10 protein-coding genes are annotated in these 11549 nt (G+C 39.1%); 2 read left to right on the plus strand and 8 right to left on the minus strand.

The window, feature by feature from the left end; genetic code table 11:
- Window positions 1-40: 40 nt before the first annotated feature.
- Window positions 41-868 (minus strand): MBL fold metallo-hydrolase, encoded by an 828-nt coding sequence (locus tag ACLCDL_RS10555; RefSeq protein ID WP_423148259.1) that lies wholly within the window; start codon window positions 866-868, stop codon window positions 41-43.
- 200 nt (window positions 869-1068) lie between these two features.
- Here ACLCDL_RS10555 and ACLCDL_RS10560 point away from each other — a divergent pair, with 200 nt between their 5' ends.
- The gene (locus ACLCDL_RS10560; protein WP_423148260.1) at window positions 1069-1389 is read left to right on the plus strand and encodes a hypothetical protein; all 321 of its coding nucleotides are present in this window, start codon (window positions 1069-1071) and stop codon (window positions 1387-1389) included.
- A gap of 70 nt (window positions 1390-1459) precedes the next feature.
- On the opposite strand, the gene ACLCDL_RS10565 is transcribed toward ACLCDL_RS10560, so the two are convergent.
- From ACLCDL_RS10565 to ACLCDL_RS10575, 3 genes are all read right to left on the minus strand, one after another.
- Window positions 1460-2647 (minus strand): aminotransferase-like domain-containing protein, encoded by a 1188-nt coding sequence (locus ACLCDL_RS10565; RefSeq protein WP_423148261.1) that lies wholly within the window; start codon window positions 2645-2647, stop codon window positions 1460-1462.
- A 346-nt stretch (window positions 2648-2993) separates the two neighbouring features.
- Window positions 2994-3521 carry a hypothetical protein gene (locus ACLCDL_RS10570; RefSeq protein ID WP_423148262.1) on the minus strand — a complete coding sequence of 176 codons (528 nt, stop codon included), beginning with the start codon at window positions 3519-3521 and terminating at the stop codon, window positions 2994-2996.
- 11 nt (window positions 3522-3532) lie between these two features.
- Window positions 3533-4690 carry a zinc-dependent alcohol dehydrogenase gene (locus tag ACLCDL_RS10575; RefSeq protein ID WP_423148263.1) on the minus strand — a complete coding sequence of 386 codons (1158 nt, stop codon included), beginning with the start codon at window positions 4688-4690 and terminating at the stop codon, window positions 3533-3535.
- Between the two features lie 286 nt (window positions 4691-4976).
- On the opposite strand from ACLCDL_RS10575, the gene ACLCDL_RS10580 reads away from it, so the two are divergent.
- Window positions 4977-5369, plus strand: coding sequence for an SPW repeat domain-containing protein (locus ACLCDL_RS10580; RefSeq protein WP_423148264.1), 393 nt, complete (start codon window positions 4977-4979; stop codon window positions 5367-5369).
- Between the two features lie 47 nt (window positions 5370-5416).
- On the opposite strand, the gene ACLCDL_RS10585 is transcribed toward ACLCDL_RS10580, so the two are convergent.
- The 4 genes from ACLCDL_RS10585 to ACLCDL_RS10600 form a co-directional block, all read right to left on the minus strand.
- Complete coding sequence (locus tag ACLCDL_RS10585; protein WP_423148265.1) at window positions 5417-5842, minus strand: alpha-ketoglutarate-dependent dioxygenase AlkB; 426 nt, start codon at window positions 5840-5842, stop codon at window positions 5417-5419.
- A 247-nt stretch (window positions 5843-6089) separates the two neighbouring features.
- On the minus strand, window positions 6090-7508 hold the full coding sequence (locus tag ACLCDL_RS10590) for a glycoside hydrolase family 125 protein (RefSeq protein ID WP_423148266.1): 1419 nt from the start codon (window positions 7506-7508) through the stop codon (window positions 6090-6092).
- 86 nt (window positions 7509-7594) lie between these two features.
- Entirely contained in the window at window positions 7595-8710 is a 1116-nt protein-coding gene (locus tag ACLCDL_RS10595; RefSeq protein WP_423148267.1) for a Gfo/Idh/MocA family protein, read from the minus strand.
- Window positions 8711-8918: 208 nt separating this feature from the next.
- Window positions 8919-11372 (minus strand): TonB-dependent receptor domain-containing protein, encoded by a 2454-nt coding sequence (locus ACLCDL_RS10600; protein WP_423148268.1) that lies wholly within the window; start codon window positions 11370-11372, stop codon window positions 8919-8921.
- Window positions 11373-11549 lie beyond the last annotated feature (177 nt).

Below are 11549 nucleotides of genomic sequence, written 5' to 3' on the forward strand. Positions count from 1 at the left end.
CCAGAGATATATTCCAAATCTCTGGCTTATTATCTGCATATTAAAATAGAGAAGTTTGAAAATAAGCGGAAGTAGCAGCTGAATATAAATTATGCTTACTTACATTTCCTACCCGATAAACAGCAGTTTCCTTAAAACGCGAAGCAATTATAATTTCCGTATCTCCCGCATGATGCCGGAATAAATTCTCTACCAAATTGGGGCAATTATTATCTTTTGAAAGATGGGATAGCAACAAGTGACTCATGAAGGCAGGTTTGCAGGATTTAAAAATCTCAAGCGCCTGTGTATTGGATAAGTGCCCTTTTCCACCTCTTATTCTTCGTTTTAAATAATAAGGATATTTGCCCTGTTCCAGCAATTCTTCGTCGTAGTTTGCTTCCAGAAAGGCTGCATGACACTGACTGAAGTGTTTAATTACATGATCGCAGGGAGCACCAATATCTGTAAACACTCCTATTTTTATATCATCATAATGAACCAGAAAACTATGAGGATCGGCAGCGTCGTGATGTTTTGGAAAAGGTATGATGGTAAATCCGCCCACCTGTACAGTTTGGTAAGCGGTAAAAGATTTTAAAAGGTAGTTTTCTAACTGTAAGCCGCTGTTACGATAAGTATTATCAGTAATGTAAACAGGAAGTTTGTATTTTTTTGAGAGTACAGTTATTCCACTGATATGATCTGAATGTTCGTGCGATACAAAGATGGCCTTTACGCTGTTCATTGATAGTCCCAGCCTTTTCATCCGTTTTTCTGTTTCCCGGCAGGAAATTCCAGCATCGACCAAAACGGCCTCCTGTTCGTTCCCGATATAATAACAATTTCCGTTGCTGCCCGAATTTATTGATGAAATGTAGAGTGACATGTATATACAAAGCACGGATATTTTTTTCTTATTAAGAACTTGTTTTTAGATTTTAATCAGAATCAAAAACAGTTAGACATTTTTAATACAAGGCTTGAACCTTTATAAAGTTGTAATTTAGCCAGCAAGCAGTTATGCATTATTTTCCTATGGGAACTAATCTTACATAGTTTTGTTAGTAATATAAATAAAAGCAAGTAATGGACACATCTTATTTACCGGTACCCTGGACCTACAGGGAATTGATTGAAGAGGCGATTGCAAAACAAACTAGGGGCAAAATATTCTATTTCGCAGCTGAGAAAGTTATTGACGAAGCACAGGGAAAGATACTTGAGATGACAGAAATTGACGGAAAAGGAATATTTATTAAATTAGATAGCAAAGCTCAAATAAGGATTGACCGGATTATAACGCTTTTTGGCAAGCCAGGCGCCGCTTACGATGAATACGATGCTTACGCAAATGCCTGTATGGATTGTATGGGGGGATACGAAAAAGAAGACCTGGACAAAATGTAGATTAATTAGCTAAAAAATAAAGGGAGTGACTGTCTGCTTGCCGATACAGTTGATAATCACTCCCAGTTATTTACCGATCAATCATTTCTCCAAGAATTTTCAGGGCACTTTTCATTAAATCTCCTTCAACATTCGAATAATTTAAGCGAAGTGTTTGCGTATCTGGGTTAGATGCGTAAAAAGAATCCCCAGGAACAAAAATGATATTTTTTTCAAGTGCCTGCTTCAATAAATCTCTGGAAGTTAGACCCCTTGGTAAAGTAAGCCAGGTAAACATTCCTCCTTCAGGTTTAGTATAATTTACTGAAGCAGGAAAGTATTTTTCGATGGAATCCACCATCATATCGCGTTGTTTTTTGTACTGAGTTTTTAATTTTTCAATATGTTTTTCCAGGTTGTAATTACTCAAAAACTCGAATAAAATATATTGCGATAAATTACCGGAATGAAGATCAGATGCCTGTTTCATAATGGCTGCCTTTTTGATAATTTCCTTGTTGGCAATCATCCATCCTAAACGCAAACCAGGAGCGATAATTTTAGAAAATGATCCTAAAAGAATACTTTGTTCAGGCACATAAGAATATATGGGCGGCAGTATTTCTTCAGTAAAAGAAATATCGCCATAAGGGTCATCCTCAATAAGAATCACTTCCTTCCCTTTTATTATTTCTGCTGCTTTTATCCGTTTCTCCTTGCTATAACGAATGCCTGAAGGGTTCTGAAAATTTGGAATAGTATAAAATAGGTTACAACCATACAGGCTTAAAATCTGCTCCAATTCATCTGGCTCTATACCATCCTGTTGCAATGTTGCTTCTTTAAAATGCGGCTCAAACATAGAGAAACTTTGTAAGGCTCCGAGATAGCTCGGGCGTTCAACTGCAATGTTATCTCCTGGTTGAATAAATAGCTTTCCGATCAGGTCAAGTGCCTGCTGCGACCCGTTAGTAATAAGTATCTGCTCAGCCGGAATATTAAGCCCGAAACGATCTCTGTATCTTCCTGAAACATATTCACGTAAGGGATAGTAACCTTCTGTAGCGGCATATTGCAAAGCTTGCATTCCATGTTTTTGAAATACCCGGATTGCACATTCTTCCAGTTCTTTTACCGGAAACAACTGTGGGTTTGGCAAACCTCCGGCAAAAGAAACAATGCCGGGATTAGCAGCTACTTTTAAAATTTCACGAATAAATGACTGAGGAACGTTGTGCACTCTTTGTGCAAATAAATCTGTTAGTGTTTCTGTATTCATATATTTAAAATTTAAGACAATAAAAAAGCCTCCCGGTATTTGCGGGAGGCTGAACTGTAGTTTAACTAGTAACCATATCAATCCATCCCGCAGAAATGTGTTATCACTGCGACCATTGCATAAATCACTGAAAGATTGATTGACCTACTTGTTCTCATTGTGATGTAAATAAAAAAAGCCCGACCTTTTTGAGGACGGGCTTACATTTTTATTTTAATATATAATATTCCCGTCAGTACGCAAGCTTTGCGACCGCAACGACAGAAATAATATATAGGTTTTGTTTCATACTTTGAACAAATATACGCGACAACATGAAATTACAAAATGAAATTTATAATTTTTATTAGCTACGTCTGGAAGATGATCGTTTATTCCGGTAAACCAATAGTGCAATCAGCGCCGATGTAATTACGACCCCTGCAGCTGCTTTTTTTATAAATGACTGCCTGTTATACTTCCATTCTGCAGTCCAACCTCGCTCGGCAAAAATGTTGGGGATGTGTCCATGCTTCAGATCATCAATAATACCTTCCACTACGTTGATCCTGTCGGCCAGTACTAAGGGAAGCCAGTGCCCATAGCTCGATTCACTGTACTTGAAGGCATACCGGCGTATCTTTCCGCTTAATCCCGAAGGGGGCGATGAAGTTCCGAAGACAGCAGTTACGTTTGGACGTTCATTCGAATGAAGGACTTCGACCGTTACAGGTTGCTGAGGCGGTCTTTCCCAACTGTACCCATCGTGTTCCTCGTTAGTTCGTTTTTTCATAGGGTATGTCGGGTCATTCTCCGGGTTGGCATCTATACCCCAGCCTTTAATGTTTTTAAAATCTGTACCCCTGATATTTTTAAAATCTGTATTGTTTTCCATAATAACAGTGATTAAGCGGTAGCTGATGGTGGTATAAGAACTGTTTTTATACAATTATCCCTTTTAGCAGAAAAAATATGATAGCCTTCTGCTACTTCCTCTAATGGGATGCGGTGAGTAATAATTTCTTTTGGATTAATAATTCCGTCGCGGATATGTTCAATAAGCTTTGGCAATACCCGTTTAACCGACGCCTGATTCGCCCGAATAGTTATTCCCTTATTTACTACATTTCCGATTGGAATGAGTGTGTCAATTGGCCCGTACACGCCTACAATAGATACTATCCCTCCTTTTTTAACAGAATTGATAGCCCAGTGAAGTGCTGTAGCAGAACCGCCCTGCAGCAGCATCTTTCTGCCCATAATTGTTTGCATGGTGCTTCCTGCAGCCTCGCATCCTACTGCATCAATACACACATCGGCGCCGAGAGAATCTGTCGTTTTCTTGATAAAAAGTACCGGATCGCCCAGTGATTTGAAATTATAGGCTTCGCACTGCGCATAGCTTCTAACAAAATCCAGCCGGTAATCCAGTTGGTCAATAACAATAACGCGGCCTGCACCAAACAACCAGGAACATTTTGCCGCCATAATTCCTATTGGTCCTGCACCAAAAATCACTACCGTGTCTCCCGGTTGAATGCCTCCCATTTCTGCAGCCTGGTAACCGGTAGGGACTACGTCGGTTAAAAGAGCCGCATCGTCAGGGTCCATCCAGTCCGGAATTACAGTTGGGCCGACATCTGCATAAGGAACGCGAACATATTCTGCTTGCCCACCTTCATATCCACCGGCGGTATGTGAATAACCAAAGATTCCTCCAACTGCAGTTGCTTCCGGATTTGACTCGTGACAATTTCCATAAAGTTCTTGTCGGCAGAAGGCACAGGTTCCGCAGGCAATATTAAATGGCACCATGACGTGGTCGCCAACCTTCAGTTTTTGAACAGATGAGCCAATTTCTTCTACAACTCCTATAAATTCATGCCCAAAAGTCATTCCCACCCGGGTATCAGGAACCAGTCCATGGTATAAATGCAAGTCGGAACCGCAGATACACGAACGCGTAACGCGGACAATAGCATCATTTGGGTGTTTTATTTCAGGATAAGGTTTGTCCCGGTCGGCACGTACTCTGAATGGCCCCCGGAAATTCATTGCTAACATAAAAAATCCTTTCTTTTAATGAGACATGTTTTTAATAGTAGATTCTTAACATGAGCAATTAACATTCCAAAGGTTATACTAATTTGAAAATTACTTTAAAAGGAGAAATTTAAGCGACTTGTTGTGAACGAATTATACAAATAGATTTTCTTCTTCTTATTAAGCTGTCTGTGCCTAATCACTTGTGATAGTAAATTCCTAATAGTTAAATGCGATGATGGAATCATATTGGCATGGGCTTTGAACGAAGATGTTATCTATATATGTTAAACTTAAAAAAGGTACTATGAGATTTATTAGCAGAAAGTTCCACGCCGTATTGGATTATATGACGGGAATACTATTAATTGTGGCTCCGTGGTTATTTAATTTTGCCGATGTAGATGCAGCTAAATGGGTAGCCATTGGTGTTGGTGTATTAATTTTGATCATGTCTTTTGTCACTGACTATGAGGGTGGCGGAGCGAAGATCTTATCCATGAGCACACACCTTACAATGGATGTTTTAGCAGGCTTGTTCCTGGCAGCTTCGCCCTGGCTGTTTAATTTTGATGAACAGGTCTATTTACCTCATTTAATCGTAGGTATTTTAGAAATGGGCGTGGGCTTGTTCACAGAAAGAAGTTCACAACATGCACCTGATCATGGAATAGATCATGCTATCAGGCATGCACATTAACACTAAGGATAAACTGATTAGATAAGGGGCTTTGGGCCCCTTTTTATTTACTGCAAATACTCACACTTTAAAGTCCGTAACGTAACAGAATAGCGTGTTTTTTTAACAGGACTAATGCTATGCTGCCAGTTCGTTCTTGAGTTACCTTGTATTATGTAAAGCGAACGCCTGTTTACGGGAAAGGAGACAAGGGATTTACGGTTTTGATTTCCCTTTTCATGCGGACGCAACCGGAATGTACAATCTGCAAGAAGAGATATGCCGGCGATAAGATTAAAGGGAAGAGCATCACGATGCCAGTTGATAACAGAACCTGGGGGATATTTTGTAATTAACAATTCTGCAAAATGACTTTCAGGTATTAACACCTTTGTGGCAACTTTTTTTATTAGTGTGTTAAATACCGGCGGAATTTCTTTTCCTTTAGATAGCGATCTTTGATCAAAATTATAATGATAGCCGAAACTTGCCACCCTTCGTTTGGCTTCAAATCCCTAGAAATTAAAAGTATGAAGGTCGAATTTTAAAATTTCTTCACATAATTCCAGCTCTTCGGTTTCAGTTAAAAAATCGGGGAAATAAAGAAATCCTTCAGGAAATACTGGCGGCACAGGAAATAATGTATGCATATAATAAAAAAACAGCTCTTAGGGAGAGCTGTTTCAATGAATAACACTAATATAGGTATCCGGCAGGGAATTAATACCTCACAGATATAAATTATATAAGCAAATGCGGCTTTTCTTTATAAGTCTTCCATAAAAACTCACCAAAAATAGTATTGGCCCATGCAAACCATTTTCGTGTAAATTTTTCAGGATTATCTTTATGGAAAGATTCATGCATAAAACCGGTGCCTCCATGTGTATTTTGTAAGGTTCGGATACAATAGCGAATCTCGTTATCATCTGTACTGGTTAGGCCGCGGGCAACGAGGCTCATAGGCCAAATCATGTCCATACCAATATGGGGGCCTCCTATTCCTTCTGCAGCTTTACCTTTGAAGAAGAATGGATTCTCTTTCGATAACAGAAATTTCCGGGTATTCTGATAAACCGGATCTGTTACAGGAACAGCATCCAAATAAGGCAGGGCCAGTAAACTTGGAATGTTGGCATCATCCATCAGATTATGGCTGCCCATTCCGTTCACTTCATACGCGAACACTTGTCCAAACTCCGGATGATTAACAACTGCGTATTTTTTAAGTGCTTCCGATACTTCGTCAGATAAGGCAATCAGCTCTGCTGCCGTTTTTTGGTCTCCTTTAATTTCTTTCACCATTTCTGCGGCCTGTTTCAGGCTTACTACCGCAAAAAAGTTCGAAGGGATCAGAAAGGAGAATATAGTGGCATCATCGCTTGGACGAAATGCAGAACAGATCAATCCTACCGGCTTTACAGGATAACCGTATCCGTTCATGGGAACGCCGTCTGTAGCCCAGGAAGTTCTACGCTGAAAATGATAGGGGCCATCATTTTCTTTACGCTGTTGTTCTTTGAATGTTTTGAGTATATTTTTTACGGATGCCTCCCATTGTTCATCAAATGGTTTGGTATCCTTTGTATCTTTCCAGTAATGATAAGCCAGACGAATGGGGTAGCATAAGGAATCAATTTCCCATTTACGCTCATGCAAGCCCGGTTTCATATCAGTAAGATCATCTTTCCACTCTCCTACTTTTGTTTCATCGTCATAAAAAGCATTTGCATAAGGATCTTTCAGAATGCACTGTACCTGTCTGTTTATTACACCCGCTACCAGATTCTGTAAAGGTTTATCCTGTTTCATAAAAGGCAGATAAGGCCACACCTGGGCGGTGCTGTCACGAAGCCACATTGCATCAATATCACCAGTTATCACGTAGGTATCCGGGCGATCATCTTTTACTTTATAAGTAACGGTAGTATCCAGGGTATTCGGAAAACAATTTTCCATCAACCAACACAGTTCCGGATTTTTTACATTTCTTTTAAACTCAGCTATTGCCTGCTCTACTGCTTTACTGGTAAAGTGTCTTTTAGATGCTGGTGTCCGAACAACGGGATAATCAGGATTGGCTGCCAAGGCGAAGGCTTTGCTGAATAACAAGCTTCCGCCGGCTATTCCGGTGGTTTTAATAAATGTTCTTCTTTTCAAAATTCAAATATTAGCTAATACGTATTAATTTATAAAAGGAAAATGCATTTCCTTTGTGTCTCAGCAAATGTAAAACTATTGTTTTATCAGGTCAAATCAACTTTTTTCCCTGTTTTAACGGCAGCATAAATAGCGTCAATAATTTTTAAATCTTTCAACCCCTCTTCGCCATCTACAGGGACTACCGGTTTTTTATCTTCTAATATGATGGCCGCCATTTCCTCCATTTGAACGGTTTGATGTGTTACGTGTGGTTGTGTCAGTTCGCCTTTATTTGTACGACCCTGAATAGGGCCATAACCGGTAGCTGGCTGCAATTCAGCAAAACCTTTTTCAGCGTTCAAGAAAAATTTGTCCAGATTGTTCATGTTATAAGTTGACAGGCAAGAAGCCACAGCTCCGCCAGGAAAGCCTAACTGGAATAAAATAGTTTCATCTACTCCTTCTTTAAATTTTTGCTTGTCTGTTTTCGTTTCCTGTGCTGTAACCCATACAGGTTCTTCTCCTATCATATAGCGGGCACCGTTTATTGAATAAATACCAATATCCATCATTGAGCCACCGCCTGCAAGTTCACGGTTTAAACGCCATTGATTAGGGTCGCCTATTTTAAAGCCGCTTAATCCCTGAAAAAACAAAACTTTTCCGAATTCTCCAGCTTTGCGCATCCGGATCACTTCGAGGGTTTTCGGCTCGAAATGCATTCTGTATCCAACCAGCAGTTTTACATTCGCTTTTTTGCAGGCATTCACCATCTCCTGCCCTTCTTTTGCATTTATAGCCATAGGTTTCTCACAAATTACATGCTTTCCGGCTTTAGCAACCCGTATAACCTGGTCATGATGTAAGGCGTTGGGTGTAATCACGTACACAGCATCAATATCTTTATTGTCCTTTACCCGGTCGAAATTTTCATAGTTATAACAGTTTTTGTCAGGAATACCGTATTTACTTTGCCAGTCTTTAATCTTGGAAGGAGTTCCGCTTATAACGCCAACCAATTTCGCCCTTTTACAGCTTTGCATAGCTTCGGCAACACGTGTTCCGTAACTTCCCAAACCCATAATAGCAACCCTTAGCACAGGGCCTTCATAGGGCTGATCATAAAAATCTGTAATATTAGCTTTGCTTAAATACGGTAAAAAGGGCAGTGCAAGTGCCGAAACTGAAATTTTTTGCAAAAAGTCGCGACGAGAATTCATAGTAAGAGTGATTTATAAATGATTCAGGCAATTATTGATTGTTCACAATATAAGAAGAGTGTACTAAAGCCCGAAAATTAAATTAGAATTTCCAGATTCTGTAGAAGGATTAAGAAACCAGCTACCTAAAATTCTCAGTTAGTTATCTGTAAAGTTTACGGTTCAAAACAAGAGACTCGTAAAGGAGAAATTTATTAAAACTATTCCGTTAGTTTTTTACCCGTTGTTGTTCTTCATCCGCCCCGCCAGTGTTTTGTTTACTTTTTGCAGCCGTACCCTTGCTAAAGCTGTAGGTGAACGAAGCAATTACAACACGGGTATCCAGGTAATTATGGAAAGTAGCCTCTGCATTTGGAATATTTGTAATTTTTCCACTTGGTTCTATAGTGTGAAAAATATCACGTGCTGAAAGTTTAAGCGTTCCTTTGTTAGATAATATTTTCTTTTGAATACCGGCATCTACTGCCCATCTTGAACCAATTTCAAATTGACCATATGTGCTTTTGGAGTTATAAAAACCTGTCAGTTCAGCGCTCCAGCCATGCTTGAAGGTAAATTGATTATTAGGTCTGATACTGAAATAGGTAGAGCCGGAATTTAAAGTGCTTGAAGGAAGGTCTCCTCTGAATTTGTTATTCATCAGTTCTGCATAAATATTGCACATCCACCAGCTTCCCTTTTTAAGTGTTGTGTTTACCGAAACTCCCGCATTAATCCGTTTTCCAATATTTCCGGTGCTGCTTACAAAAACGTTTCCTTTCTGTTCAATGCTCTCTGTAAATACATCGGTAGCATAATTATACAACAAGCTGAGTGTGAATCTATTATTCTGGTTAAATGACAATTCGAAATTATTGCTGAACTCCGGTTTAAGAAAGGGATTGCCGCTAAAGTAAGAGAACTTGTCGAGCAGAAAGACAAAAGGGTTTAAATCCTGGTAGTAGGGCCTGCCAATGCGCCTGCCGTATGAAAAATTTAAAAGCTTCTTCCCTCCTGTATCCAGTTTGTAAGATAAATAGGCGGTTGGGAAAAGGCTGGTATAATTATTTCTGAAAGAGGAATCGGGTTTCGCAGCATTTCCTAACTGGTGTCCGTCTCCGATTGTATTTTCCAGCCTCAATCCGGTTTGTAGAGATAAACGTCGAAAATCTTTATTAAAATTCAGATAAGCCGCATTGATGTTTTCTTTATACCTGAACCGGTTTGTCTTATTATAATCCACAGAGGGAACATTATTAATATAGTTGAAATAATTAGCCGCATTATCGGTAGAAACATAACTTGTTTTTACTCCGGCTGCAATTTTAGCTTTTCCTTTTATGGGAAGGGTATAATCTGCCTTAGCAGAATAAATATTAATTACGGAAGGAAGATCTGCTTTTAATATTTCGGAACTTTTTAAGGTGTTATCCGGGAAGAAAATATTATTACGAAATGACTGATCGGTGCCGGAGTTGTATTTTACATAATCCAGGTCAAAACTTAAGGATTTGCCTGTACTGTCGTATTGGTGGTTGAAATTAAGATTTATACTGCCGTTTTTGAAAACATTGTCCTCGCCGTTAGTAGCATATATTAATGAATCTATAGAACCTGTTCCGTTAAAGAGCTCACTATTTACCGGCCTGGATTCGTCATTGGTATTGTATGAACCGTTTAATACAATCCCGATAGTAGTTTTATCGCTCAAATAGTAATCTATTCCTGCTTTCAAGGTGGGAGTTCTTTCTTCAGGATAAAAGAAGGAGGTTGAAGCAAACACAGAATTCAACGTTCCGTCTGGCTGAAAATAACGTCTCTCCAGATCTAACTGTCTCCATGAATCCTGCATATTAAAACTTGCATTGGTAAAGAAGTTAAATTTATTAATGCGATAATTCAGGTTAATACTTTCATTATTTCTCCAGTAAACACCTTTTCCGATGCTGGCGGAAAAGCTGCCGTTTATGCCGTTAATTTTTGACTTTTTTGTTTTAATATTAATAACCCCGGCATTACCTGCTGCGTCGTACTTTGCGGGAGGATTTGTTATAAGTTCAATCTGATTGATTGTACCCGAAGGAAGAGACTTCAGGTAGGCCGCAAGGTCAGCGGCTGAAAGATAGGTTGGACGATCATCTATTAATACAAGTACTCCTGATTTGCCTTTCAGACTTATTGACCCGTTTTGATCTACTGTAACACCCGGTGTTTTCTCTAAAAGTTCAAGCGCATTGGTGCCGGTATTTGAAATGAGTGCATCTACATTTACTACCGTACGATCAGTTTTCTGCTCAATAAGTGATTTTTGCCCCAGTACAGCAACTTCTTTCAGCATATTAGGATTAGTTTGCAAAGTAATTACAGGCAGTTCTATATGTGGATTTGCAGCATCTATTACAATATTTTTACTTCTGAAAGATGTATATCCCATCATGGAAACTTTTAAACTATAGCTTCCTTCTTTCAAGTTTTCAAACACGAATTTACCGTCAGTGCCTGAAAGGCTTGTTTTAACGAGAGAGGAGTCGGGTAATTTCAAAAGAAGTATGGTGGCTGATTCTAAAGGCTGATTGGTGTTATCGTCGATCGAACCACTTATTTTTCCTGCTGATTGTGCACATAAGAGGGGGCTGGCAATAAAAAAAAGAACAGGAACGAGCAGTAAAATTTTGGATCTCATGGTTGCGAATTTAAATTCTCTTTTTGTTGTAAATTATTCGTCTACCATAAGACGCATTAAACTTATGTTTCGTTACAATCTGCTACGATACTTTTTAGACGCAAATAGATTTATATGAGAAAATCAATGATAAGCAATATGAAGGTTCCCGGAAGTATGTTGTATGTTAAATTATTT

The sequence above is a fragment of the Rubrilithobacter danxiaensis genome, from assembly GCF_047272945.1.
Classification (GTDB): Bacteria; Bacteroidota; Bacteroidia; order Sphingobacteriales; family Sphingobacteriaceae; genus Rubrolithibacter; species Rubrolithibacter danxiaensis.

Coding starts and splice junctions, on each gene's coding strand:
- ACLCDL_RS10560 (WP_423148260.1), top strand. CDS start 1,069: ATGGACACATCTTATTTACCGGTACCCTGGACCTACAGGGAATTGATT.
- ACLCDL_RS10555 (WP_423148259.1), bottom strand. CDS start 868: ATGTCACTCTACATTTCATCAATAAATTCGGGCAGCAACGGAAATTGT.
- ACLCDL_RS10570 (WP_423148262.1), bottom strand. CDS start 3,521: ATGGAAAACAATACAGATTTTAAAAATATCAGGGGTACAGATTTTAAA.
- ACLCDL_RS10595 (WP_423148267.1), bottom strand. CDS start 8,710: ATGAATTCTCGTCGCGACTTTTTGCAAAAAATTTCAGTTTCGGCACTT.
- ACLCDL_RS10575 (WP_423148263.1), bottom strand. CDS start 4,690: ATGTTAGCAATGAATTTCCGGGGGCCATTCAGAGTACGTGCCGACCGG.
- ACLCDL_RS10565 (WP_423148261.1), bottom strand. CDS start 2,647: ATGAATACAGAAACACTAACAGATTTATTTGCACAAAGAGTGCACAAC.
- ACLCDL_RS10580 (WP_423148264.1), top strand. CDS start 4,977: ATGAGATTTATTAGCAGAAAGTTCCACGCCGTATTGGATTATATGACG.
- ACLCDL_RS10600 (WP_423148268.1), bottom strand. CDS start 11,372: ATGAGATCCAAAATTTTACTGCTCGTTCCTGTTCTTTTTTTTATTGCC.